The organism is Streptomyces sp. NPDC107522, assembly GCF_055657525.1.
This window is the reverse complement of the sequence record NZ_JBVKAU010000020.1, coordinates 68,881-93,565: the sequence shown is the minus strand read 5'-3', so window position 1 is coordinate 93,565 and position 24,685 is coordinate 68,881. Positions and strand designations below refer to the sequence as shown.

The 24,685-nt window shown below is 72.0% G+C and carries 20 protein-coding genes and 1 riboswitch; of the genes, 15 read left to right on the top strand and 5 right to left on the bottom strand.

Annotation, left to right across the window (positions count from 1 at the left end):
- Window positions 1–125: 125 nt before the first annotated feature.
- From ACZ7L6_RS38105 to cobC, 15 genes are all read left to right on the top strand, one after another.
- Entirely contained in the window at window positions 126–1,361 is a 1,236-nt protein-coding gene (locus ACZ7L6_RS38105; RefSeq protein WP_471932175.1) for an inorganic phosphate transporter, read from the top strand.
- A gap of 34 nt (window positions 1,362–1,395) precedes the next feature.
- A complete protein-coding gene (locus ACZ7L6_RS38100; RefSeq protein ID WP_471932173.1) occupies window positions 1,396–1,617 on the top strand; it encodes a hypothetical protein in 222 nt (73 codons plus the stop codon).
- Window positions 1,618–2,208: 591 nt separating this feature from the next.
- A riboswitch (cobalamin riboswitch) is annotated at window positions 2,209–2,348 on the top strand.
- A 102-nt stretch (window positions 2,349–2,450) separates the two neighbouring features.
- The gene (locus tag ACZ7L6_RS38095; RefSeq protein ID WP_471932171.1) at window positions 2,451–3,410 is read left to right on the top strand and encodes a cobalamin biosynthesis protein; all 960 of its coding nucleotides are present in this window, start codon (window positions 2,451–2,453) and stop codon (window positions 3,408–3,410) included.
- A complete protein-coding gene (locus ACZ7L6_RS38090; RefSeq protein ID WP_471932169.1) occupies window positions 3,407–4,918 on the top strand; it encodes a cobyric acid synthase in 1,512 nt (503 codons plus the stop codon). Before ACZ7L6_RS38095 ends, ACZ7L6_RS38090 begins: the two co-directional genes overlap by 4 nt.
- Window positions 4,915–8,571, top strand: a complete 3,657-nt coding sequence (cobN, locus tag ACZ7L6_RS38085) for a cobaltochelatase subunit CobN (protein WP_471932167.1) — start codon at window positions 4,915–4,917, stop codon at window positions 8,569–8,571. The genes ACZ7L6_RS38090 and cobN overlap by 4 nt, the downstream gene beginning before the upstream one ends.
- A complete protein-coding gene (locus ACZ7L6_RS38080; RefSeq protein WP_471932165.1) occupies window positions 8,568–10,574 on the top strand; it encodes a putative cobaltochelatase in 2,007 nt (668 codons plus the stop codon). Before cobN ends, ACZ7L6_RS38080 begins: the two co-directional genes overlap by 4 nt.
- The gene (cobO, locus tag ACZ7L6_RS38075) at window positions 10,574–11,173 is read left to right on the top strand and encodes a cob(I)yrinic acid a,c-diamide adenosyltransferase (RefSeq protein WP_471932163.1); all 600 of its coding nucleotides are present in this window, start codon (window positions 10,574–10,576) and stop codon (window positions 11,171–11,173) included. The genes ACZ7L6_RS38080 and cobO overlap by 1 nt, the downstream gene beginning before the upstream one ends.
- The gene (locus tag ACZ7L6_RS38070) at window positions 11,170–12,738 is read left to right on the top strand and encodes a cobyrinate a,c-diamide synthase (RefSeq protein WP_471932161.1); all 1,569 of its coding nucleotides are present in this window, start codon (window positions 11,170–11,172) and stop codon (window positions 12,736–12,738) included. Before cobO ends, ACZ7L6_RS38070 begins: the two co-directional genes overlap by 4 nt.
- Window positions 12,723–13,469: a precorrin-2 C(20)-methyltransferase gene (cobI, locus tag ACZ7L6_RS38065; RefSeq protein ID WP_471932159.1), complete on the top strand. Its 747-nt coding sequence runs from the start codon at window positions 12,723–12,725 to the stop codon at window positions 13,467–13,469. The genes ACZ7L6_RS38070 and cobI overlap by 16 nt, the downstream gene beginning before the upstream one ends.
- A 64-nt stretch (window positions 13,470–13,533) precedes the next feature.
- The gene (gene cobM, locus ACZ7L6_RS38060; protein ID WP_471932157.1) at window positions 13,534–14,352 is read left to right on the top strand and encodes a precorrin-4 C(11)-methyltransferase; all 819 of its coding nucleotides are present in this window, start codon (window positions 13,534–13,536) and stop codon (window positions 14,350–14,352) included.
- On the top strand, window positions 14,349–15,605 hold the full coding sequence (cbiE, locus tag ACZ7L6_RS38055; RefSeq protein WP_471932155.1) for a precorrin-6y C5,15-methyltransferase (decarboxylating) subunit CbiE: 1,257 nt from the start codon (window positions 14,349–14,351) through the stop codon (window positions 15,603–15,605). The genes cobM and cbiE overlap by 4 nt, the downstream gene beginning before the upstream one ends.
- Window positions 15,602–17,302, top strand: coding sequence for a precorrin-3B C(17)-methyltransferase (gene cobJ / locus ACZ7L6_RS38050; RefSeq protein WP_471932153.1), 1,701 nt, complete (start codon window positions 15,602–15,604; stop codon window positions 17,300–17,302). Before cbiE ends, cobJ begins: the two co-directional genes overlap by 4 nt.
- Complete coding sequence (locus ACZ7L6_RS38045) at window positions 17,299–17,889, top strand: precorrin-8X methylmutase (RefSeq protein ID WP_471932151.1); 591 nt, start codon at window positions 17,299–17,301, stop codon at window positions 17,887–17,889. Before cobJ ends, ACZ7L6_RS38045 begins: the two co-directional genes overlap by 4 nt.
- The gene (locus tag ACZ7L6_RS38040; RefSeq protein ID WP_471932149.1) at window positions 17,886–18,821 is read left to right on the top strand and encodes a sirohydrochlorin chelatase; all 936 of its coding nucleotides are present in this window, start codon (window positions 17,886–17,888) and stop codon (window positions 18,819–18,821) included. The genes ACZ7L6_RS38045 and ACZ7L6_RS38040 overlap by 4 nt, the downstream gene beginning before the upstream one ends.
- Window positions 18,811–19,872, top strand: coding sequence for an Rv2231c family pyridoxal phosphate-dependent protein CobC (gene cobC / locus ACZ7L6_RS38035; RefSeq protein ID WP_471932147.1), 1,062 nt, complete (start codon window positions 18,811–18,813; stop codon window positions 19,870–19,872). The genes ACZ7L6_RS38040 and cobC overlap by 11 nt, the downstream gene beginning before the upstream one ends.
- A 7-nt stretch (window positions 19,873–19,879) precedes the next feature.
- On the opposite strand, the gene ACZ7L6_RS38030 is transcribed toward cobC, so the two are convergent.
- The 5 genes from ACZ7L6_RS38030 to ACZ7L6_RS38010 form a co-directional block, all read right to left on the bottom strand.
- Window positions 19,880–20,800: an SCO1860 family LAETG-anchored protein gene (locus ACZ7L6_RS38030; RefSeq protein WP_471932145.1), complete on the bottom strand. Its 921-nt coding sequence runs from the start codon at window positions 20,798–20,800 to the stop codon at window positions 19,880–19,882.
- A 167-nt stretch (window positions 20,801–20,967) separates the two neighbouring features.
- Window positions 20,968–22,059 carry an amidohydrolase family protein gene (locus ACZ7L6_RS38025; RefSeq protein ID WP_471932143.1) on the bottom strand — a complete coding sequence of 364 codons (1,092 nt, stop codon included), beginning with the start codon at window positions 22,057–22,059 and terminating at the stop codon, window positions 20,968–20,970.
- Window positions 22,060–22,093: 34 nt separating this feature from the next.
- On the bottom strand, window positions 22,094–22,897 hold the full coding sequence (locus ACZ7L6_RS38020) for an amino acid ABC transporter ATP-binding protein (RefSeq protein WP_471932141.1): 804 nt from the start codon (window positions 22,895–22,897) through the stop codon (window positions 22,094–22,096).
- Window positions 22,894–23,727: an amino acid ABC transporter permease gene (locus ACZ7L6_RS38015; RefSeq protein ID WP_471932139.1), complete on the bottom strand. Its 834-nt coding sequence runs from the start codon at window positions 23,725–23,727 to the stop codon at window positions 22,894–22,896. Before ACZ7L6_RS38015 ends, ACZ7L6_RS38020 begins: the two co-directional genes overlap by 4 nt.
- The gene (locus tag ACZ7L6_RS38010) at window positions 23,724–24,578 is read right to left on the bottom strand and encodes a transporter substrate-binding domain-containing protein (protein ID WP_471932137.1); all 855 of its coding nucleotides are present in this window, start codon (window positions 24,576–24,578) and stop codon (window positions 23,724–23,726) included. Before ACZ7L6_RS38010 ends, ACZ7L6_RS38015 begins: the two co-directional genes overlap by 4 nt.
- Window positions 24,579–24,685: the final 107 nt, after the last annotated feature.

Here is a 24,685-nt window from a genome sequence, read left to right as displayed (position 1 = left end):
GGAGCCTCCGCTCATAGGAGAAACCCTCCCTGCCGGACACCGTGCGGCCTGCCCCAGTTCACCTTCCGTTCACTCAGGTTACCTACGTTCGACAGGCCAACGACCTCGAACGATTGCCTGGGTAAATGGAAAACTTCTCGCTGATCCTCGCGATTGTGGTGGTAACCGCACTCGCGTTCGATTTCACGAACGGTTTCCACGACACCGCCAACGCGATGGCCACGACCATCTCGACCGGTGCGCTCAAGCCCAAGGTCGCGGTGGCCATGTCCGCCGTGCTGAACCTTGTAGGCGCCTTCCTCTCCGTGGAGGTCGCCAACACGATCTCCAAGGGTCTCGTCGACGAGACCGGCATCCGTCCCGAGGTCATCTTCGCCGCCTTGGTCGGCGCGATCCTCTGGAACCTCCTGACCTGGCTGGTCGGACTTCCGTCCAGCTCCTCGCACGCCCTCATGGGCGGTCTGATCGGCGCCACCATCGCCTCGGCGGGCATGGGCGCGGTCCACGGTGACGTACTGGTCACCAAGGTCCTCATCCCGGCGATCGCGGCCCCGCTGGTCGCGGGCATCGCCGCCATGCTGGCCACCCGCCTGACGTACTCCCTGGGCAAGAAGGCCGACGGCAACGCGTCCAAGAAGGGCTACCGCGCCGGCCAGATAGCCTCCGCCGGCCTGGTCTCCCTCGCCCACGGCACCAACGACGCGCAGAAGACGATGGGCATCATCACCCTCGCCCTGGTCGCCGGCGGCACCCTCGCCCCCGACTCCGACCCTCCCACCTGGGTCATCCTCTCCGCGGGTCTGGCCATCGCGCTCGGCACCTACCTCGGCGGCTGGCGCATCATCCGCACCATGGGCAAGGGCCTGACCGACCTCCAGCCGCAGCAGGGCTTCGCCGCCCAGACCAGCGCCGCGACGGTCATCCTGGCCTCCTCCCACCTCGGCTTCTCCCTCTCCACCACGCACTCCGTCTCCGGCTCGGTGATGGGTGCGGGCCTCGGCCGCAAGGGCGGCGTCGTCCGCTGGTCGACCGCCACCCGCATGTTCGTCGCCTGGGGCCTCACGCTCCCGGCCGCCGCGCTGGTCGGCGCGCTCGCGGAGTACGTGACGGGCTTCGGCAACTGGGGCACGGCCCTCGTGGCGGTCTTCCTGGTCGCCTCCAGCGCCGCGATCTGGAAGCTCTCCCGCCGTGAGGTCGTCGACCACACGAACGTCAACGAGACCGACGAGCCGGCCGGCGTGGTGACCACAGCCATCGCCGCCGTGACCCCGCCCCCGACAGGCACGGCGACCGAGGACCTCACGGCCACGATCCCGGCCCCGGCGACCGAACCGGCGGCCTCGCCGGCCACCACGGTCTGAGCCCCGCCCACCCGGTAACGAAGGAAACAGCAGTATGAAGATCGACTGGGCGGCCCTCGGTTCCGTCTTCGGCGTCAGCCTCGTGGTCACGGTGGCCCTCGTGGGCCTGTTCACCCTCGGCATCGCGGGCCTGTCCCGCCAGGAGAAGGCCTCGGCCCAGGGCGGCTCGGCCGCCTTCGCGGTCACCGGCGCGTACGCGTGCTTCGCTGCGTGTGCGGCGGCTGTGGGATACGGGATCTATCTGATCGTGGCCTGACATACGGATTGCGCCGGGCGGGTGCGGGGACGACGTTCCCCGCACCCGCCCGGTCGTCATTTCCGGGACAGTAGCGCGACCTTGCTGTCGTACAGAGGGGCGCCGAACTCGATACAGCCGGCGAGTCGTGGCCGGACTCCCACCGGACGCCACGGCGGCTGTCCATGGTGAAGAAGGCGGCCAGTTCGTCAGCCTCCGCGCCATCCGATTCCTTCAGACGGACAGGCTCCGCCGTCAGTTCCTCACCCCGTCGCTCCACGATCAGCCGACCGAACAAGTACTCGGCGCCGTGCTCGGCGCCGGCGGGAAAGACCCACCGCCGCGCCGAGCCCTGCCAAGAGGCGGGCTGCTCCCGGTCCACCCGATTCGTCAATTCCCATACAGTTTCGACGAGTTCCTTACATCTCGTAGCACCTCGTACGACTTATTGGAGGCGCCCGATACCCTCGCCGCAACGGACTTCGCGGAAGGCCACCCGTCACAGGGAATTCGACCCGAGTCGGTTTCCTGGGCCCCGGCGGGGTGCTGGCCGGTGCCACTCATGTGGGCTTCTGCACACTCTCCCCTCGCAGGTCAACAGCAAGTTGACGCCCCTTCCAACCCCGTGGTGGACTGCCGGAGCCATGTACGGCGGTAGGAGAGGAAGCCGGTGTGAATCCGGCGCGGTCCCGCCACTGTCACCGGGGTAGATAGCCCCGGGAGCCAGGAACTCTCACCGCCGGTCTCGTCGAACCAGGGCGTGGACACCCTGAGTGAGGACATAACGCGATGCTCGCCTGCCGATCGAGATGCAGTGTCGGACCCACGTCTGAACCGACGGTCGGCTGACCCCGATGCGTGCCGATCGCGTCTTCGCGTACGGCGCCGCCGCCGGACTTCTCGGTGATCTGCTGCTCGGCGACCCGCGCCGGGGGCATCCGGTCGCCGCGTTCGGGCGGGCCGCCGGGGCCGTGGAGAAGGTGTTGTGGCGGGATCACCGCGGACGGGGCGTGCTGCACACCGCCGTGTGCGCGGGCGGTGCGGTGGCGCTCGGCGCCGTCGCGCAGCGCGTCGTACGGCCGTCGCGTGCCGCCTCCGTCGCGCTGACCGCCGCCGCCACCTGGGCCGTTGTCGGCGGGACCTCGCTCGCGCGTGAGGCGCGGGTCATCGGGCGTGCCCTCGATGCGGGGGACGTCGAGGGGGCCCGGGAGCGGCTGCCGCATCTGTGCGGGCGGGATCCGCAGGCGCTGGACGCGGACGGGATCGCCCGGGCCGTCGTCGAGTCCGTTGCGGAGAACACCTCCGATGCGGTGGTGGGGGCGCTCGTGTGGGGAGCCGTCGGTGGGGTGCCGGGGCTGCTCGGGTTCCGGGCCGTGAACACGCTGGACGCCATGGTGGGGCACAAGTCGGCCCGGTATCGGCGGTACGGGTGGGCCTCGGCCCGGCTCGACGACGTGGCGGGCTGGCCCGGCGCGCGGCTGACCGCCGTGCTGGCCGCTGTTGGGAGTGGTGACGCCCGCGGGGCCGTACGGGCGTGGCGGGCCGATGCCGCGAAGCACCCGAGCCCCAACGCCGGGCCCGTCGAGGCCTCGTTCGCGGGGGCCCTCGGGGTGCGCCTGGGCGGGACGCTGTCGTACGGCGGGCGGGTCGAGCACCGGCCCGTGCTCAACGGCGCCGCCGGGCGCCCCGTTCGGGTCACGGACATCGAGCGTGCCGTACGGCTGTCGCAGCGCGTGAGCTGGCTCGCGCTGGGCGTGTGCGCCGGCGCGCGGCTCCTGAAACGAGGCCGCACCAAGAGAGGACGTACGTCATGACGGGTGGTGGGCTTCTCGTCGCCGGTACCACCTCCGACGCCGGGAAGAGTGTCGTCACCGCCGGGATCTGCCGGTGGCTGGTGCGGCAGGGCGTCAAGGTAGCGCCCTTCAAGGCGCAGAACATGTCCCTCAATTCGTTCGTCACGCGCGAGGGCGCCGAGATCGGGCGGGCTCAGGCCATGCAGGCGCAGGCCTGTCGCGTCGAGCCGACCGCGCTGATGAATCCCGTGCTGCTCAAGCCCGGTGGCGAGCAGAGCAGCCAAGTCGTGCTGCTGGGCAAGCCGGTGGGTGAGCTGAGCGCACGCGGATACCACGGCGGGCGGCAGCAGGCGCTGCTGGGGACCGTGCTGGACTGTCTCGCCGAGTTGCGGGGCACGTATGACGCGGTGATCTGTGAGGGGGCGGGGAGTCCCGCCGAGATCAACCTCAGGCGGACCGACATCGTGAACATGGGGATCGCCCGGAACGCCGGGCTGCCCGTGCTCGTGGTCGGGGACATCGACCGCGGCGGGGTCTTCGCCTCGTTCTTCGGGACCGTCGCGCTCCTCAGCCCCAAGGACCAGGCGCTCGTCGCCGGGTTCCTCGTGAACAAGTTCCGGGGGGATGTCAGCCTCCTGGAGCCCGGCCTGGACATGCTGCACGGGCTCACCGGGCGGCGGACGTACGGTGTCCTGCCCTTCCGGCACGGGCTCGGCATCGACGAGGAGGACGGCCTGCGGGTCTCCCTGCGGGGGACGGTACGGGAGTCCAACGTCGCTCCGCCGGTCGGGGAGGACGTGCTGCGCGTCGCCGTCTGTGCGATTCCCCTGATGTCCAACTTCACCGACGTCGACGCCCTGGCCGCCGAGCCGGGTGTCGTCGTGCGGTTCGTGGACCGACCGGAGGAGCTCGCCGACGCCGACCTGGTGGTCATCCCCGGCACCCGCGGAACCGTCCGCGCCCTGGAGTGGCTGCGCGAGCGGGGGCTCGCCGAGGCCCTCGTGCGCCGGGTCGCCGAGCAGCGGCCCGTCCTCGGCATCTGCGGCGGCTTCCAGATCCTCGGCGAGCACATCGAGGACGACGTCGAGAGCCGGCGCGGGCATGTCGACGGGCTCGGGGTCCTGCCCGTCCGGGTGCGGTTCGCCCGCGAGAAGACCCTCACCCGGCCGAGCGGGGAAGCTCTCGGCGAGCACGTCGACGGGTACGAGATCCATCACGGGGTTGCCGAGATATCGGGTGGCGACCCCTTCCTGGACGGCTGCCGGGTCGGCCAGACCTGGGGCACGCACTGGCACGGCTCGCTCGAGTCGGACGGTTTCCGGCGGGCCTTCCTGCGGGAGGTGGCGGCCGCCGCGGGCCGCCGCTTCGTGCCGGCCGCCGACACGTCGTTCGCCGCGCTGCGCGAGGAGCAGCTCGACCGGCTCGGCGACCTGATCGAACAGCACGCGGACACGGACGCGCTCTGGCGGCTCATCGAGTCGGGCGCGCCGCAAGGACTGCCTTTCATTCCACCGGGAGCGCCCGCATGAGCACTGTGTTGTTGTTGTCGACCGCCGACACGGACCTGCTGGCGGCCCGGGCCGCCTCCGGTGCCGACTACCGGATCGGCAACCCGACGCGCGTGGACGTCGACGGCGAGCTGGCCGCGCTGCTCGACGGCGCGGACATCGCCGTCGTACGGCTGCTGGGCGGCAAGCGGGCCTGGGAGGACGGGCTCGCCAAGCTGAAGGCGTCCGGTGTCCCGACCGTGCTGCTGGGCGGCGAGGCCGTCCCCGACGCCGAGTTGATGGCCGAGTCGTCCGTCCCGGCCGGTGTCGTGGCCGAGGCGCTGAAGTACCTTGTCGAGGGCGGGCCCGCCAACCTCACCGAACTCGCGCGGTTCCTCTCGGACACCGTGCTGCTGACGGGCGAGGGCTTCGTCGAGCCGCAGAAGATGCCGGAATACGGCGTCCACGGCGAGCGCCCCTTCGTCGAGGGCCGTCCGACCGTCGGCGTGCTCTTCTACCGGGCCCATGAGCTGAGTGGCAACACCGCCTTCGTGGACACCCTGTGCGACGCCGTCGAGGCGCACGGCGCCAACGCCCTTCCCGTGTACTGCGGTTCGCTGCGCGGCGCGGACGACGGACTGTACGAGATCCTCGGCAAGGCCGACGCCCTCGTCGCCACCGTCCTCGCGGCGGGCGGCACGCACGCCTCGCAGGCATCGGCGGGCGGCGACGAGGAGGCCTGGGACATCGGCGCGCTCGCCGACCTGAACGTCCCGGTGCTGCAAGGGCTCTGCCTCACCTCGTCCCGGGCCGCCTGGGACGAGTCGGACGCCGCCCTCTCCCCCATGGACGCGGCGATGCAGGTCGCGATCCCCGAGTTCGACGGGCGTCTCATCACGGTCCCGTTCTCCTTCAAGGAGCAGGGCCCGGACGACGTGCCGGTGTACGTGGCCGACCCGGAGCGGGCCGCGCGGGTCGCCGGGATCGCCGTACGGCACGCGCAGTTGAAGCACAAGCCCAACGCGGACAAGAAGCTCGCGCTCGTCTTCACCGCCTACCCGACCAAGCACTCGCGGGTCGGCAACGCGGTCGGCCTGGACACGCCCGCGTCGGCGGTACGGGTGCTCGACGCGCTCCGGGACGCCGGGTACGGGCTCACCGAGTACCCCGACAACGGCGACGAGCTGATCCACCGGCTCATCGAGGCCGGCGGGCACGACGTCGAGTGGCTGACCGAGGAGCAGCTGGCCTCCGCGCCGGCGCGTGTGCCGCTGGCCGACTATCAGGCCTGGTTCGACAAGCTCGACCCGGAGCTCAGGGACGCGATGACCGAGGCGTGGGGCGAGCCGCCGGGCTCGCTGTATGTCGACGGGGACGACATCGTCCTCGCGTCGCTCCAGTTCGGGAACGTCGTCGTCATGATCCAGCCGCCGCGCGGCTTCGGCGAGAACCCGATCGCGATCTACCACGACCCCGACATGCCGCCCTCCCACCACTACATGGCGGCGTACAGGTGGCTGGAGAACAGTTTCGGCGCCGACGCCATCGTGCACATGGGCAAGCACGGCACGATGGAGTGGCTGCCGGGCAAGGGGCTGGGGCTGAGCGGTGGTTGCGCGCCGGACGCCGTACTCGGCGGTCTGCCGCTGATCTACCCGTTCATCGTCAACGACCCCGGCGAGGGCACCCAGGCCAAGCGGCGCGGTCACGCCACAGTCGTCGACCACCTCGTACCGCCCATGGCGCGTGCCGACACCTACGGCGACCTGGCCAAGCTGGAGCAGCTGCTCGACGAGTACGCGCTGGTCTCCGACCTGGACCCGACGAAGGCGCCGGCGGTCAGGGCCCAGATCTGGACCCTCGTGAAGGCCGCCGAGCTCCACCACGACCTGCATGTCGACGAGCAGCCGGACGACGAAGAGTTCGACGAGTTCGTCATGCACATCGACGGCTATCTGTGCGAGATCAAGGACGTGCAGATCCGGGACGGGCTCCACATCCTGGGCGGCGGTCCGGTCGGCGAGCCGCGCGTCAACCTCGTGCTGGCCGTGCTGCGCGCCTCGCAGGTGTGGGGCGGGCAGGCGAACGCGCTCCCGGGGCTCCGGGCGTCCCTCGCGGCCCACTTCGGGCTCGTCGAGAAGGAGCTGCTCGCCGAGCCGGGCGCTCCGGTGAAGGTGCCGGTCGAGCTGACGGATCTGGTCGAGGGCCCGTCCCGGACGGCCGCCGACGCCATCGACCTGCTGGAGCAGCTGTGCCGGCGGGTCGCGGAGGGGATGGAGGCCCGGGCGTGGGACGTCTCGGCCGTCCCCTCCCTCGTCCGTGACGTCCTCGGCACCGAACTCCCGGACGCGGTCGCCGTGTTGGAGTTCGCCTGCAACGAGGTCGTACCGCGTCTGGCCAGGACCACGGACGAGATCGGGCACATCCTGCGGGCGCTAAACGGCGGTTACGTCCCGGCGGGCCCGTCCGGTTCGCCCACGCGCGGACTGGTCAACGTCCTGCCGACCGGCCGGAACTTCTACTCCGTCGACCCCAAGGCCATCCCGTCCCGGCTGAGCTGGGAGGTCGGGCAGTCGCTCGCCGACTCGCTCGTGCAGCGGTACCTCCAGGACACCGGCGAGTACCCGAAGTCCGTCGGCCTGACGGTCTGGGGCACGTCCGCGATGCGCACTCAGGGCGACGACATCGCCGAGATCCTCGCGCTGCTGGGCTGCCGCCCGGTGTGGGACGAGGCCTCGCGGCGGGTGACCGGGTTCGAGGTGATCGGCCTGGAGGAGCTCGGCCGTCCCCGCATCGACGTCACCGTCCGCATCTCCGGCTTCTTCCGCGACGCCTTCCCGCACGTCGTCGGCCTGATCGACGACGCCGTACGCAAGGTCGCCGAGCTGGACGAGCCCGCCGACCGGAACTTCGTGAAGGCGCACGCCGACGAGGACACCGCCGAGCACGGTGACCGGCGGCGCGCGACGGCCCGTATCTTCGGCTCCAAGCCGGGCGCGTACGGCGCCGGTCTGCTGCCGCTGATCGACGCCCGCAACTGGCGAAGCGACGCCGACCTGGCCGAGGTGTACGCCGTCTGGGGCGGCTACGCCTACGGGCGTGGGCTCGACGGGCGGGCGGCGCGCGGGGACATGGAGACCGCGTTCAAGCGGATCAACGTCGCAGCGAAGAACGTCGACACACGCGAGCACGACCTCGTCGACGCCGACGACTACTTCCAGTACCACGGCGGCATGGTCGCCATGGTGCGGCACCTGACGGGCGCCAACCCCGAGGCGTACGTGGGTGACAGTGCCACTCCCGACCAGGTGAAGACCCGCACGCTCGGCGAGGAGACCCACCGCGTCTTCCGCGCCCGGGTGGTCAACCCGCGCTGGATGGCGGCCATGCGGCGGCACGGCTACAAGGGCGCCTTCGAGATGGCGGCGACCGTGGACTACCTCTTCGGGTACGACGCCACGGCCGGGGTCGTCGACGACTGGATGTACGAGAAGCTGTCGGCGGAGTACGTCTTCGACGCCGAGAACCGGGACTTCATGAAGAAGTCCAACCCGTGGGCGCTGCGCGGCATCACCGAGCGGCTGCTGGAGGCCGCCGACCGCGGGCTGTGGGCCGAGCCGGACGCGGACACGCTGGAGCGGCTGCGGGCGACCTACCTTGAGCTCGAAGGCGACCTGGAGGGCGACGAGAAGTGACAACTCCCTTCCCTTTCACCGCTGTTGTCGGTCAGGACGATCTGCGGCTCGCGCTGCTGCTGAACGCCGTGTCGCCGGCGGTCGGCGGAGTGCTGGTGCGCGGCGAGAAGGGCACCGCCAAGTCGACGGCCGTGCGCGCCCTTTCGGCGCTGGTGCCGCAGGTCGCGGTCGTCCCCGGGTGCCGTTTCTCCTGTGACCCCGCCGCGCCGGACCCCTCCTGCCCGGACGGGCCGCACGAGAGCGGGGGCGGCGTCGAGCGCCCCGCCCGTATGGTCGAACTCCCCGTCGGCGCCTCCGAGGACCGGCTGGTGGGCGCGCTGGACATCGAGCGGGCGCTGGCGGAGGGCGTGAAGGCCTTCGAGCCCGGCCTGCTCGCCGACGCGCACCGCGGGATCCTCTACGTCGACGAGGTCAACCTCCTCCACGACCACTTGGTGGACCTGCTCCTCGACGCGGCCGCGATGGGTGCGTCGTACGTGGAGCGCGAGGGTGTCTCGGTCCGGCACGCGGCCCGTTTCCTGCTCGTCGGCACCATGAACCCCGAGGAGGGCGAGCTGCGGCCGCAGCTGCTCGACCGGTTCGGGCTGACCGTCGAGGTCGCTGCCTCGCGGGAGCCGGACCAGCGGGTGGAGGTCGTACGGCGGCGGCTCGCCTACGACGACGACCCGGGCGGGTTCGCCGCGCGTTGGGCGGACGAGGAGGCGGCCGTACGGGGACGGATCGTGGCCGCGCGGGAGCTGTTGCCGTCCGTGCGGCTGGGTGACGGGGCGCTGCGGCAGATCGCGGCGACATGTGCCGCGTTCGAGGTGGACGGCATGCGGGCCGACATCGTGATGGCGCGGACGGCGACGGCGCTGGCCGCGTGGGCCGGGCGGACGGATGTGCTCGCGGAGGATGTGCGGCAGGCCGCGCTGCTCTCGCTGCCGCACCGCAGGCGGCGTAACCCCTTCGACGCGCCGGGGCTCGACGAGGACAAGCTCGACGAGACGCTGGAGCAGTTCTCCGGGGACGGGGACGCAGAGGGTGACGAGGATCCCGATCCGGACGGGCCGGGCGGCGGGGGCGGCGGGCAGTCGCCTTCGGAGTCCGACGGTCCGCAGGGGGGTGACACCGCCGCGCGTCCCGAGGCCGGGGAGGGCGGGGAGCCGCAGCCTTCCGGGGCCGGGTCGGGTGAGCAGCAGGCGGTGCGTGCCGCCGAGCCCTTCCGGACGAAGGTGCTGAGCGTGCCGGGGATCGGCGAGGGTGCCGCCGGGCGGCGTTCGCGGGCCCGGACCGAGCACGGGCGGACGACCGGGGCCCGGCGGCCCCGGGGTGCCCTGACCAAACTGCATCTGGCGGCGACCGTGCAGGCTGCCGCGCCGCATCAGCGGGCCCGGGGACGGTCCGGGCCGGGGCTGGTGCTGCGCCGGGACGATCTGCGGCAGGCGGCGCGGGAGGGGCGCGAGGGGAATCTCGTGCTGTTCGTCGTGGACGCCTCGGGGTCGATGGCGGCTCGGCAGCGGATGAGTGCCGTGAAGGGGGCTGTGCTGTCGTTGCTGCTGGACGCGTATCAGCGGCGGGACAAGGTGGGGCTCGTGACCTTCCGGGGGGCGGCGGCCGATGTCGCGCTGCCGCCGACGTCGTCCGTGGACGCGGCGGCGGTCCGGCTGGAGTCGCTGCCGACGGGTGGGCGGACGCCGTTGGCCGCCGGGTTGCTGAAGGCGCATGACGTGCTGCGGGTGGAGCGGCTGCGGGATCCGGCGCGGCGGGCGCTGGTGGTCGTGGTGACGGACGGGCGGGCCACCGGTGGGCCGGAGCCCGTTGCCCTTGCGGGCCGGGCCGCTCGGCTGTTCGCGGCCGAGGGGGTCGCCTCCGTGGTCGTGGACTGTGAGTCCGGGCCCGTGCGGCTGGGGCTCGCCGGGCAGCTCGCGGGTGAACTGGGCGGTACGGCGGTGACGTTGGACGAACTACGGGCGGACAGCATCGCCGGGCTGGTGAAGGACGTACAGAGGAGGGCCGCGTAATGCCTCAGGGGCAACCGAGTGTGGTGCCGGACGACGGTTTGACGACGCGGCAGCGTCGTAATCGGCCGCTGGTCGTCGTGCACACCGGTATCGGGAAGGGCAAGTCGACCGCCGCCTTCGGGCTCGCACTGCGGGCCTGGAACCAGGGCTGGCCCATCGGGGTGTTCCAGTTCGTCAAGTCGGCCAAGTGGAAGGTCGGCGAGGAGAACGCGCTGCGGGTGCTCGGGGCCAGTGGTGAAGGCGGGTCCGTCGACTGGCACAAGATGGGTGAAGGGTGGTCCTGGGTTCAGCGGGACGACCAGATGGACAACGAGGACAAGGCCCGGGAGGGCTGGGAGCAGGTCAAGCGGGACCTGGCCGCCGAGACGTACAAGCTGTACGTGCTCGACGAGTTCGCGTACCCGATGCACTGGGGGTGGGTCGACACCGATGAGGTGATCGACGTGCTGCGGAACCGGCCGGGGACCCAGCATGTGGTGATCACAGGGCGGAACGCGCCCGAGAAGCTCGTCGACTTCGCCGACCTCGTGACCGACATGTCCAAGGTGAAGCATCCGATGGACGTGGGCCAGAAGGGCCAGAGGGGCATCGAGTGGTGACTTCTTCCGTCCCTCGGCTGGTCATTGCCGCGCCCTCCTCGGGCAGTGGCAAGACCACCGTCGCCACGGGGTTGATGGCCGCGCTCGCCGCGCGGGGGCTTGCCGTGTCTCCCCACAAGGTGGGGCCGGACTACATCGATCCCGGGTACCACGCGCTCGCGACCGGGCGGGTGGGGCGGAATCTCGACGCGTATCTGTGCGGGCCGGAGTTGGTCGGGCCGTTGTTCCTGCATGGGGCACGGGGGTGTGACATCGCCGTCGTCGAGGGGGTGATGGGGCTGTACGACGGCGCCGCGGGGGAGGGTGAACTGGCGTCCACCGCGCATGTGGCGAAGTTGCTGCGGGCGCCTGTGGTGCTGGTCGTCGATGCGTCTTCGCAGTCGCGGTCCGTGGCGGCGTTGGTGCATGGGTTTGCGTCCTGGGATCCGGAGGTGCGGGTCGGGGGCGTGATTCTGAACAAGGTCGCGTCGGATCGGCATGAGGAGTTGCTGCGGGAGGCGTTGGACCAGGCGGGGGTGCCTGTGCTGGGGGTTGTGCGGCGGGTTGCCCAGGTGGATACGCCGTCGCGGCATCTGGGGCTGGTGCCGGTCGCCGAGCGGCGGGCTGCCGCGGTGGACGCGGTTGCGGCGATGGCGGCGCAGGTCTCCGGCGGGTGTGATCTGGAGGCGTTGGTCGCGCTGGCGCGGAGTGCGGGTGCGGTGTCGTGTGCGGCTTGGGATGCGGCTGAGGTCGTCGCTTCTTCGCCCCCGCCGCCCCTGCCCTTCCCGTCCTCCAGGGGCTCCGCCCCTTCGACCCCGCTGGGGGCTGCGCCCCCAGACCCCCGCTTCGGCCCTGAAGGGGCCTCGTCCTCAAACGCCGGACGGGCTGAACAGTGCGGACCCGCGTCGACAAGTGTTCCCAGCGGGTGGGTGGGGGTTGGGGATGGCGTGTCCTCGTCCTCAAACTCCTCCAGAGGGGCTGGAATGCCGGTGGTCGCCGTTGCCGGAGGCTCAGCGTTCACGTTCTCCTACGCCGAGCACTCCGAGCTTCTCACCGCCGCCGGTGCCCAAGTCGTCCCCTTCGACCCCCTGCGGGACGAGCAACTCCCCGACGGCACACGCGGCTTGGTCATCGGTGGCGGGTTCCCCGAGGTGTACGCCGCCGAGCTGTCCGCCAATGAGCCGCTGCGCAAGGCCATCGGCGACTTCGCGCTGAGCGGGGCGCCCGTCGCCGCCGAGTGTGCCGGGCTGCTCTACCTGTGCCGTGAGCTCGACGGGCAGCCCATGTGCGGGGTGCTCGATGCCGCGGCGCGGATGAGCGAGCGGCTCACCCTCGGGTATCGGGACGCCGTTGCCGTCAGCGACAGTTCCCTCGCCGCCGCGGGGACGCGGATGCGGGGGCACGAGTTTCATCGGACCGTCGTCGAGCCCGGCTCGGGGGCGGCGCCCGCCTGGGGGGTCAGGACCCCTTGGAGGCGGGTCGAAGGTTTCGTACAGCAGGGCGTGCACGCGAGTTATCTGCACACGCACTGGGCCGGAGAGCCCGGTGTCGCCCGTCGGTTCGTGGAGAGGTGCCGGACGTCATGAGCAGCAGCAGGTTGATCGGAGTCGGGGTCGGTCCCGGTGATCCGGAGCTGGTGACCGTCAAGGGCGTCAACGCTCTGCGGGCCGCCGATGTCGTCGTCGTACCCGTCATGGACACGGGCGAGCGGGGGCGGGCCGAGGCGACCGTGCTGCATTACGTGCCCGAGGAGAAGGTCGTCCGGGTCGTGTTCGCCCTCAATGAGCGGACCGACCGGGGGCGGCGCGAGGCCGCCTGGGACGCTGCGGGCGAGCGGGTGGCGGAGTTGCTGCGCGGGCACGGCGTCGTGGCCTTCGCGACCATCGGTGATCCCAATGTGTACTCCACCTTCACCTATCTCGCGCAGACCATCGGCGAATTGGTGCCCGACACCGTCGTCGAGACCGTCCCCGGCATCACCGCCATGCAGGACCTCGCCGCGCGGTCGGGTGCCGTGCTGACCGAAGGGACCGAGCCGCTCACGCTCGTGCCCGTGACCGCGGGGGCGACCGTGCTGAAGGAGGCTCTCGCCGGGCCCGGGACCGTCGTTGCCTACAAGTTCGGGCGGCAGGCGCAGGAGGTCGCCGAGGCACTGCGGGAGACCGGGCGGATCGAGGACGCGGTGTGGGGGTCGGCGCTCGGGCTGGAGGAGGAGTCGATCCGGCCGGCCGCCGAGCTCGACGGCACGCCCCTGCCGTATCTGTCGACGCTCATCGCACCCGCGCGCCGCGACGGCGGGCGGGGCGGAAAGCTCTGACGCCGTCCGTACAACGCCCCCGCTGGACCCCGCTCAAATCCCTGTAGGAGAGGACCGATTCCCCATGGCCGATGCCCCCACCGGCAAGGTGACCTTCGTCGGTGCCGGCCCCGGCGCCGCCGATCTGCTGACGTTCCGTGCCGCGCGTGCCATCGCCGAGGCCGACGTCGTGATCTGGGCGGCCAGCCTGGTCCAGGCGGAGGTCCTGCAGCATGCGCGCGAGGACGCCGAGATCCTCGACTCGGCGACCATGTCCCTGGAGGACGTCGTCGCCGTGTACGAGCGGGCCGTCGCCGAGGGCCTGCGCGTCGCCCGTATCCACTCCGGTGACCCCGCGCTCTGGGGCGGTACCCAGGAGCAGCTCGACCGGTGTGCCCGGATCGGCATCGCCACCGAGGTCGTCCCCGGCGTCTCCGCCTTCTCCGCCGTCGCCGCGCTCGCGCAGCGGGAGCTGACCATCCCCGAGGTCGCCCAGTCCGTCGTCCTCACCCGGCTCGGCGGCGGCAAGACGCCGATGCCGCCCGGGGAGGAGGTCAGGGAGTTCGCCAAGCACGGCACCACCATGGCGATCTTCCTGTCCGCGGCCCGCAGCGGGCAGCTCGTGCGGGAGTTGCTGGAGGGCGGGTATCCGACGTCCACGCCGGTCGTCGTCGCCTACCAGGCGACCTGGCCGGAGGAGCTGATCGTGCGGTGCACCGTCGGCACGCTGGAGGAGACCGTCAAGGAGCACAAGCTCTGGAAGCACACGCTGTTCCTGGTCGGCCCGGCTCTCGACGCGCAGGGCACGCGTTCGCACCTGTACCACCCCGGTCACTTCCACGGGTACCGCAAGGCCGACCCTCAGGCCCGCCGGGCGCTGCGCGAGCGAGGGGCGAGTTCGTGATCCCCGGCAGGCCGATCACGGTCGTCGGCACGGGGACGGGGGCGCCGGTCGCCGACGACGTCCTCGCCGGGGTGCAGCTCGTCGTGGGCGGCAGGCGGCACCTCGATGCCGTACGACTGCCCGAGGCGGCCGAGACGGTCGTGCTCGGGCCGCTGGCGCCCGCCCTCGACACCATCGAACGGCATCTCGACAAGGACGGCCGTGTGGTCGTGCTGGCCTCCGGCGATCCCGGGTTCTTCGGGATCGTGCGGGTGCTGGCGGAGCGGTTCGGGGCGGAGCGGCTCGATGTGCGGGCCGGCGTCTCGTCCGTCGCCGGGGCCTTCGCGCGGGTCGGCCTGCCGTGGGACGACGCCGTGGTGGTCAGCGCGCACGGGCGGGAGTTGCGTACGGCCGTCAATGTGTGCCGGGCGCGTCCCAAGGTGGCCGTGCTGACCGGCCCCGGTTCCGGGCCCGCCGAGCTGGGGGCCGCTCTCGTGCACCGGGCCGACTCGCGGGTCCTCGTCGTCGTCTCGGCGCTCGGTTCGGCCGAGGAGCGCGTGGAGCGGGTGACGCCCGCCGAGGCCGCCGCCCGGGACTGGGGTACAGCGGTCAGTGTGGTGCTGTGCCTGGACGAGGCGCGGGCGCTCGGGGGCGTGCGCACGGTCGCCGGGGCGTCGGCCGGGCCCGCCGGATGGGCGCTGGACGAGGGCGAGTTCACCCACCGCGACTCGATGATCACCAAGTTCGAGGTACGGGCGCTCGCCCTGGCCCGGCTCGGGCCGCGCCTCGGCGATCTGGTGTGGGACGTCGGCGCGGGCTCCGGTTCCGTGGCCGTCGAATGCGCGCGGCTCGGTGCCGCCGTAACGGCGATCGAGAAGACCCGGGACGGTGTCGAGCGGATCCGCGCCAACGCCGCCGCGCACGGCGTCGACGTACGGGTCCTGCACGGGGCGGCGCCCACCGTCCTGTCGTCGGACCTCCACGATCCCGACGCCGTGTTCATCGGCGGCGGAGGCCGCGAGCTGCCCGCCATCGTCACCGCGTGCGCGCGACGCGCCCGGCGGACGGTCGTCGTCGCCATGGCCGCGCTCGACCGGGTACCGGCGGTACGCGAGGCGCTCACCGGCGCCGGGTTCTCCTGCGACGGGGTGCTGTTGCAGTCGTCCCGGCTCGCGCCGCTGCCGGGGGACGTGACCCGGCTCGCGGCGACCAATCCCGTTTTCCTGCTGTGGGGCGTGCGGCCTCAAGCCTGTACTGAAGGAGTTGCCCAGTGATCGGCCTCATTTCCGCCACCGCGGCGGGGGCGGCGGCGCGGGACCGGCTGGCCGCGGCGTGGCCGGACCGCACGCGCGTGTACGACGGCCCCGTCAAGGACGCCGTACGCCGGGCGTTCGCCGAGTGTGAGCAGCTCGTGTGCTTCCTGGCCACGGGGGCGGTCGTACGGCTGATCGCCCCGCTGCTGGGCGACAAGACGACCGACCCGGGTGTGGTGTGCGTCGACGAGGGCGGGCGGTTCGCCGTGTCGCTGGTCGGTGGGCACGGCGGCGGCGCCAATGAAATCGCCCGGCAGGTCGGGGAGTTGCTGGGTGCTGAGCCCGTGGTGACCACGGCGACGGATGCCGTGGGGCTGCCCGGTCTGGACACGCTCGGCTTCCCGGTCGAGGGCGATGTCGCCGGGGTCTCGCGGGCCATGCTGGACGGCGAGGCGGTCGCGCTGAAGGCCGAGGTGCCCTGGCCGCTGCCGCCGCTGCGGGCCGGCGCCGAGGGGTCGTACACGATCCGGCTGACGGACCGGCTCGTCGCCCCCGCGGAGCGCGAGGTCGTGCTGCGCCCGCCATCCCTCGTCGTCGGTGTCGGTGCCTCGAAGGGCGCCCCCGTCGAGGAGATCCTCGGGCTGATCGAGAGCGCGCTCGGCGACGGGGGTCTCTCCCCCAAGTCCCTCGCGGAACTCGCCACCGTCGACGCCAAGGCCGACGAGCCCGGCATCGTCGAGGCCGCCGCCCGCCTCGGCGTCCCCCTCGTCACCCACTCCGCCGAGGAACTGGCGGCCGTGGAGGTCCCCAACCCCTCCGACGCACCCCTCGCGGCCGTCGGCACCCCCTCCGTCGCCGAGGCCGCCGCCCTCGTGCGCGGCGGTGAACTCCTCGTACCGAAACGGAAGTCGGAGCGCGCGGACGGGCAGCCGGCGATGGCGACCTGTGCCGTCGTACGGCGTCCGGAGCGCGGGCGGCTCGCGGTGGTCGGGCTCGGGCCGGGCGCCCGGGACCTGCTCACCCCCCGCGCGAAGGCCGAGCTGGAGCGGGCCTCCGTGCTCGTCGGCCTCGACCAGTACGTCGACCAGATCCGCGACCTGCTGCGGCCCGGCACCCGGATCCTGGAGTCGGGGCTCGGCGCCGAGGAGGAGCGGGCGCGCACGGCCGTGGCGGAGGCCCGCAAGGGTCAGGCCGTCGCGCTGATCGGCAGCGGGGACGCGGGCGTGTACGCCATGGCCTCCCCCGCGCTCGCGGAGGCGTCCGACGACATCGACGTGATCGGGGTGCCGGGCGTGACCGCCGCCCTCGCGGCCGCCGCGATCCTGGGCGCCCCGCTCGGCCACGACCACGTGTCCATCAGCCTCTCCGACCTCCACACACCGTGGGAGGTCATCGAGCGGCGGGTGCGGGCCGCGGCCGAGGCGGACATCGTGGTCACCTTCTACAACCCCCGTTCCCGGGGCCGCGACTGGCAGCTGCCCAAGGCGCTCGCCATCCTCGCCGAGCACCGCGAGCCGACCACGCCGGTCGGTGTCGTACGCAACGCGTCACGGCCGGACGAGTCCGGTCGGCTCACGACACTGGGTGCCCTGGATCCGGCGACCGTCGACATGATGACGGTCGTGACCGTGGGCAACACGGCGACCCGGGACATCGCGGGCCGCATGGTGACGCCGCGCGGCTACCGCTGGCAGACAGCGCAGGAGGGCGCCGAGTGAACCGCGTGATCCATCCCATCGAGCAGGAGTCCTACCGGCGGCTGCGCGCCCGCCTGGACACCTCGCACTTCCCGCCGCTGACCCGGGCCGTGGTGGAGCGGGTCATCCACTCCGCCGCCGACCTCGGCTACGCCACCGACCTCGTCATGGACGAGGGCGCGTTGGAGAAGGCGCACGCGGCCCTGCACGCGGGCGCGCCCGTCGTCGTGGACGTGGAGATGGTCGGAGCCGGCATCACCCGGCGCGAGACCGTCTGCCGGCTCAGGGACGCCGTGGCCGGTCCGGGGCTGACCCGTTCCGCCCACGGCATGCGGCTCGCCTACGAGCAGGTCGGCCCGGGCGCCCTCTGGGTGATCGGCAACGCGCCGACCGCGCTGGAGGAGCTGCTGACGCTGGACGCCGATCCGGCGCTCGTCATCGGACTGCCCGTCGGCTTCGTCGGCGCGGTCGAGTCCAAGGCCGCGCTGCGCGAGAGCGGGCTGCCCGCCGTGAGCAACGTGTCCGAGAAGGGCGGTTCGGCGGTCGCCTCGGCCGCGCTCAACGCCCTGCTGTACCACCCCGCTTCCCATCCCGAGGAGAAACTGTGACCACCCCGCCGCCCGCCCTGCTCATCGCCGGTCACGGCACCCGGGACGACGCCGGGGCCGAGGCGTTCCGCGACTTCGTACGGGAGCTGGGGCGCCGCCACCCCGAACTGCCCGTCGCGGGCGGCTTCATCGAACTGTCCCCGCCGCCGCTGGGCGAGGCCGTCACCGAGCTGGTGGAGCGAGGCGTACGGCGGTTCGCCGCGGTGCCGCTGATGCTGGTGTCCGCCGGGCACGCCAAGGGCGACATCCCGGCCGCGCTGGCCCGCGAGAAGGAGCGCCACCCCGGGATCTCTTACACCTACGGCCGCCCGCTGGGCCCGCACCCGTCGCTGCTGTCCGTCCTGGAGCGCCGCCTTGACGAGGCGCTCGGCACCGAGGGGCGCACGCCCGGCGACCGGGCCGATGTCACCGTGCTGCTGGTCGGGCGGGGTTCCACGGACCCCGACGCCAACGCCGAGGTGCACAAGGCGGCGCGGCTGCTGTGGGAGGGGCGCGGATACGCGGGCGTGGAGACGGCGTTCGTGTCGCTGGCGGCGCCGGACGTGCCGAGCGGCCTGGACCGCTGCGTGAAGCTCGGGGCACGGCGCATCGTCGTCCTCCCGTACTTCCTCTTCACCGGCATCCTCCCGGACCGCGTCCGCCAGCAGACCGAGGGCTGGGCGGCCGCCCACCCGGAGATCGACGTGCGCTCGGCGGACGTCATCGGTCCGGAGCCGGAGCTGCTCGACCTGGTGATGGAGCGGTACGAGGAGGCGATCAAGGGCGATCTGCGGATGAACTGCGACTCGTGCGTGTACCGCATCGCGCTGCCCGGCTTCGAGGACAAGGTCGGCATGCCCCAGCAGCCGCACTTCCACCCGGACGACGACGGCCACCACCACGGTCATCACCACCACGGACACCACCATGGCACCCACTCCCATGCCCACTGAGGCACACGACCTGCGGCACCACGGGGACGCCGAGGTCCGTGACGACGGCTCGGCGCTGGTCGACCTCGCGGTGAACGTCCGCGCCGACACGCCCCCGGCCTGGCTGCGCGAGCGCATCGCCGACTCGCTGGGCTCCCTCGCGGCCTACCCGGACGGGCGGGCCGCGCGGGCGGCGGTGGCGGCGCGGCACGGGCTGCCGGTGGAGCGGGTGCTGCTGACGGCGGGGGCGGCGGAGGCGTTCGTGCTGCTGGCGCGGGCGCTGAAGGTGCGCCGGCCGGTCGTCGTGCACCCGCAGTTCACCGAGCCGGAGGCGGCCCTGCGGGACGCGGGCCACACCGTCGACCGGGTGCTGTTGCGGGAGGCGGACGGCTTCCGCCTCGACCCGGCGGCCGTCCCCGAGGACGCCGACCTGGTGGTGATCGGCAACCCGACCAACCCGACGTCCGTACTGCACCCGGCCGACGCCGTCGCCGAACTCGCCCGCCCCGGGCGGACGTTGGTGGTGGACGAGGCGTTCATGGACGCGGTGCCGGGTGAACGGGAGGCCCTGGCCGGGCGGACGGACGTGCCGGGTCTGGTGGTGCTCCGCAGCCTGACCAAGACCTGGGGCCTGGCCGGGCTGCGGATCGGCTACGTCCTGGCCGCCCCGGAGACCATCGCCGACCTGGAGCGCGCCCAGCCCCTGTGGCCGGTCTCCACGCCCGCGCTCGCCGCCGCGGAGGCCTGCGTGTCCCCCCGGGCCCTGGCGGAGGCGGCCCACGCGGCCCACCGCATCGCGGCCGACCGGGCCCATCTCGTCACCGGGCTCGGCGAGTTCGCCTCGTCCGGACTCCTGGTCGTCGAACCCGCCGAGGGCCCTTTCGTCCTCGTACGACTGCCCGATGCGGCTGCCGTACGACGGCACCTGCGCGACCTCGGGTTCGCGGTCCGGCGTGGGGACACGTTCCCCGGACTGGGCGAGGAGTGGCTGCGGCTGGCGGTGCGGGACCGGGGGACGGTCAGCTCCTTCCTGCGGGCGCTGGAGCGGGCGATGACGCTCCCACGTCGCTGACCCCGCGTCAGCCGCGACCCCGGCGCGCGAACGCCACCGCTCCCCCGCCCGCCAGGAGCAGCGCGACCGCGCCGCCCGCGATGTACGGCGTCGTGGAGCTGCCGCCGGTCTCCGCGAGGCCGTCGTCGTCCGACTCGCCCTGGGGCCGCACGTCGTCGGCCGGGTCCGTGCTCGACTCGGCGCTCGGGGCGGCTTCCTGAGCGGGCTCGGCCGGGGTCTCGCAGGTCGCCTTCGCCAGGGTCAGGGTGCCCTCGACATCGGCGACGTTCAGCTTCAACGGGTCGACGGCGACCTTGAGTTCGAGGGCGGTGGCGGCGGCCGTACGAGAGGTGGTCTCCGTCTTTGAGTAGTCCAGCCGGACGTCGCCCACGCCCGGCACCTGGACGTTCGTGGTCCCGCCCGCGGTCAGCGTGACCTTCTTGCCCAGCACGGTGACATCGCCCAGCAGGTTGGAGGAGGCGGTCGGCTTCCTGCCGGCCTCGCAGGTGGCCTTGGAGGTGACCTGTCCGACCTCGATGAGCGACAGGAGCGGCAGACCGGGCACATGGACCTTGGCGTGGGCGAGATTGGTGTATCCCTCGGCCTTGCCGTCGGCGACCGTCGCCTTCGCCGAGGCGACCTCCGCGCTCAGCACGCTGAACGGCTTTCCGCCGTCCACGCCGTTCAACTGGGCCGTCAGCGTGGCCTTGTCGGAGCTCTGCGGCGCCTGCACCTCGTTCAGGGAGACCGCGAGCGGGATGTTCACGGTCTTGTCGAGCAGATGGACGTCGAGCCCGGTGCGCAGGACGACGGCGCTCGCGCGCCCCTCGTCGCCGGTGGCGTGCGCGGGGCCCGCGAGGCCCAGGACCGCGGAACCGGCGGTCAGGGCGGTGGCCGTCGCGACGGTGGCGAGACGGCGTGCGGGCAGGCGGAATGTGTTGCCGTTCAAGGTGGGGAACCCCTCGGGGGAGACTTGCTCGGGACCCGGCAAGAATCGCGCACGCGGGGTGAACGGTCAGCATCCTGCCAGGACTTCACCCCTACGTGTGTTTCCCGTGCAGGTTTTCGAACCTCGTGGCACGCACGTTCTCCACAGTCACCCGCCGGGCAGCCGGTTCAGCCCACGATCTGCCCGTTCAGGACGACCCGCCGCGGTGCCGCCAGCACTCGTACGTCGGCCCGCGGATCCGTCTCGTACACCACCAGGTCCGCCACCGCCCCCTCCTCCAGGCCGGGTCGGCCGAGCCACGCCCGGGCCGCCCAGGTCGTCGCGGCGAGGGCCTCGACCGGCGGGATGCCGGCGGTGACCAGTTCCGCCACCTCGGCCGCCACCAGGCCGTGGGGCAGGGTGCCGCCCGCGTCCGTGCCGACGTAGACGGGGATACCGGCGTCGTAGGCGGAGCGGACGGTGTCGTAGCGGCGTTCGTGGAGGCGGCGCATGTGGGCCGACCAGCGGGGGAACCTGGACTCGCCGCCGTCGGCCAGCTTCGGGAAGGTCGCGATGTTCACGAGGGTGGGGACGATCGCCACCCCGCGCTCGGCGAACAGCGGGATCAGGTCCTCCGTCAGACCTGTGGCGTGTTCGATGCAGTCGATGCCCGACTCGACCAGGTCCTGCAGCGAGTCCTCCGAGAAGCAGTGCGCGGTGACGCGGGCGCCCAGGCGGTGGGCCTCGGCGATGGCCGCCTCGACCGCCTCGCGCGGCCAGCTGGGCGCGAGGTCCCCGAGGTCGCGGTCGATCCAGTCGCCGACCAGCTTGACCCAGCCGTCGCCGCGCCGGGCCTCCTGGGCGACGTAGGCGACGAGGTCGTCCGGTTCGATCTCGTGGGCGTAGCCGCGGATGTAGCGGCGGGTGCGGGCGATGTGCCGACCGGCCCTGATGATCTTCGGCAGGTCCTCGCGGTCGTCGACCCAGCGGGTGTCGGAGGGCGAACCGGCGTCGCGGATCAGCAGGGTGCCCGCGTCACGGTCGGTCAGCGCCTGCTTCTCCGCGATGTCGTCGTCGACCGGGCCGTGCGCGCCGAGACCCACGTGGCAGTGCGCGTCGACGAGGCCGGGCAGGGCCCAGCCTTCGACGGTACGGACGTCGTGGGCGCCGACGGGACGGTCGTAGGAGATCCGGCCGTCGACGACCCACAGCTCGTCCCGGACGTCGTCGGGTCCGGCCAGGACCCGGCCCTTCACGTGCAGCACCGCGCGTTCGCTCATGACTGCACCCTAATGACCGGACCCTGATGACCGGCTAGTCGCCCTTGCCCACCTGGTCCGAGGTCTCCTCCTCCACCTCCGCCATCGCCGGGTCGAGGAGGCGGGAGAGGAAGTGGCGGGTGCGTTCGTGCCGCGGGTTGGCGATGACCTGGTCGGGGGTGCCGTCCTCGACGATCACGCCGCCGTCCATGAAGACGACCCGGTCGGCGACCTCGCGCGCGAAGGTCATCTCGTGGGTGACGACCATCATCGTCATGCCCTCGTCGGCGAGCATGCGCATGACGGCCAGGACGTCGCCGACCAGCTCGGGGTCCAGCGCCGACGTCGGCTCGTCGAACAGCATCACCTGGGGGCCCATCGCGAGCGCCCGGGCGATGGCGACGCGCTGCTGCTGGCCGCCCGAGAGGGACGACGGATACGCCGTCGCCTTCTCCGCCAGGCCGACCCGCTCCAGGTTCTCGGCGGCGACCTTGGCGGCCGTGGCCTTGTCGCGCCTGAGGACCCGGCGCTGCGGCAGGGTGAGGTTCTCGGTCACCGTCAGGTGCGGGAACAGGTTGAACTGCTGGAAGACCATGCCGATACGGCGGCGTACGGCGTCGATGTCGACGTCCGGGTCGGTGAGCTCGGTGCCGCCGACGAAGACCTGGCCCTTGGTGGGTTCTTCGAGCAGGTTCACGCAGCGAAGGAGCGTGGACTTGCCCGAGCCGGACGGGCCGATGACGCACACGACCTCGCCCTGGCCGATCTCCAGGTCGATGCCGCGCAGCACCTGGTTGTCGCCGAACGACTTGTGCAGGTCTCGGACCTGGATCTCTGCCCTGGTACTCGTGGTGCTCACTTGACGGCCTCCTGGGCCTTCGCCTCCATACGGCGTACGACGAAGCCGAGCGGGATCGTGACCAGCAGGTAGCACAGGCCCGCGACCAGGATCGGCGTGGAGTTGGCGGTCGTGCTGGCCAGGTCGCGGCCGAACTTGGACAGTTCGCGTTCCTCCAGGGTGACGCCGAGGAACAGCACCAGTGAGGAGTCCTTGAAGAGGAGGACCAGCTCGTTGGTCAGCGGCGGGAGGATGATCCGGAAGGCCTGGGGGATGATGATCGAGACCATGGCCCGGGCCGGCGAGAAGCCCAGCGAACGGGCCGCCTCCATCTGCCCCTTGGGCACGGCCTGGATGCCCGCGCGGATCGTCTCCGCCATGTACGCGGCGGCCACCAGGCCGAGCGCGAGCGCGACCTTGCCGTAGGTGCCGCCGACGATCTCGGTACCCGGGAAGGCCAGGGGCACGGCCACGCCGATGAAGATGAAGATCAGCAGGGCGGGCAGGCCGCGGAAGATCTCGATGTAGACGCCGGCGAGCCAGCGGTAGGGACCCACGGACGACAGTCGCATCAGCGCGATCACCATGCCGAGGGCCAGTCCGACGGCGAACCCGGACACCGTGTACAGCACCGTGTTCTTCAACGCCAGCGTGATGACGTCCGGGAACATCTGCCGCGCGATGTCGCCCTGCGCGAACTGGTTCTGCAGCCGGTCCCAGTCGGCCGCGAGCGCGAAGGCGACCACGGCCGCGACGAAGACGACGTACTGGATGCCGCGCGACAGGGTGCGCTTCTGCCGCCGGGTCAGGCCCTTCTTCTTCGGCTGTACCTCTATGTCGGTGGCGGTCATGAGGCGGACGGGGACGCCGCGGACTCGTCGTACGGGCCGATCCACTGCTCGTACAGCTTCTTGTACGTGCCGTCGGCCTTGGCGTCGGCGAGCGCCTTGTTGATGGCGTCGCGGAGCTTGGTGTTGCCCTTCTTCACCGTGAAGCCGTACTGCTCGCCGGTGTTGAGGTTGTCGACGACCTCGAACTTGTCCGCGTTGGCCTTGTCCTTCAGCCAGCCCTGGACGACCGGGTAGTCGATGACGACGGCCTTGACCTGGCCGGTGCGCAGGCCGTTGAGGACGGCGTCGGAGGACTCGAAGGAGACCGGGTCGAAGCCCTTGCCCTTGACGTAGTCCTCGCCGGTGGTCTGTGCCTGGGCGCCCAGCTTCACGCCCTTCGACTTGATGTCGGCGAGCGAGTTCACGCCGCTGTTCTTGTCGACGAGGACGGCCTGGGTGGCGTCGAAGTACGGGTCCGAGAAGTCGACGTTCTTCTTGCGCTCCTCGGTGATGGTCATGCCGGCGGCGGCGAGGTCACACTGGCCGGCGTTGAGGGACCCGCCGGTCTTGAAGTTCTCGAAGGGCTGGTCGACGATCGTCTGCTTCACGCCCAGGTCGTTGGCGACCAGGTCGATCAGCGACACGTCGAAGCCCTGCACCTTGCCGTCGATCTCCGACTGGAAGGGCGGGTACGGCAGGTGGGTGCAGGTGGTGAGCCGGCCCGCCTTGACGAGCTCGACGCCGCCGGCCGCGGTCTTCGTACCGCTGCCGCCGTTGTCGTCGGAGGACGTGCAGCCGGCCACGAGCACCAGCCCGGCCGTCGCGGTCGTGGCGGCCAGAAGTCGGGTCCGGCGCCCGAGGGTCGTCTTCACGGGGAGCCTCCTGTCGGGGAACTGTGGGTTCCGATTATAAGGAAAGGTTTGAGGCCCTCAAACCAAACCGATGGTCGGAGGGCTGTCCGGCCTAAGAAGTCGACAAT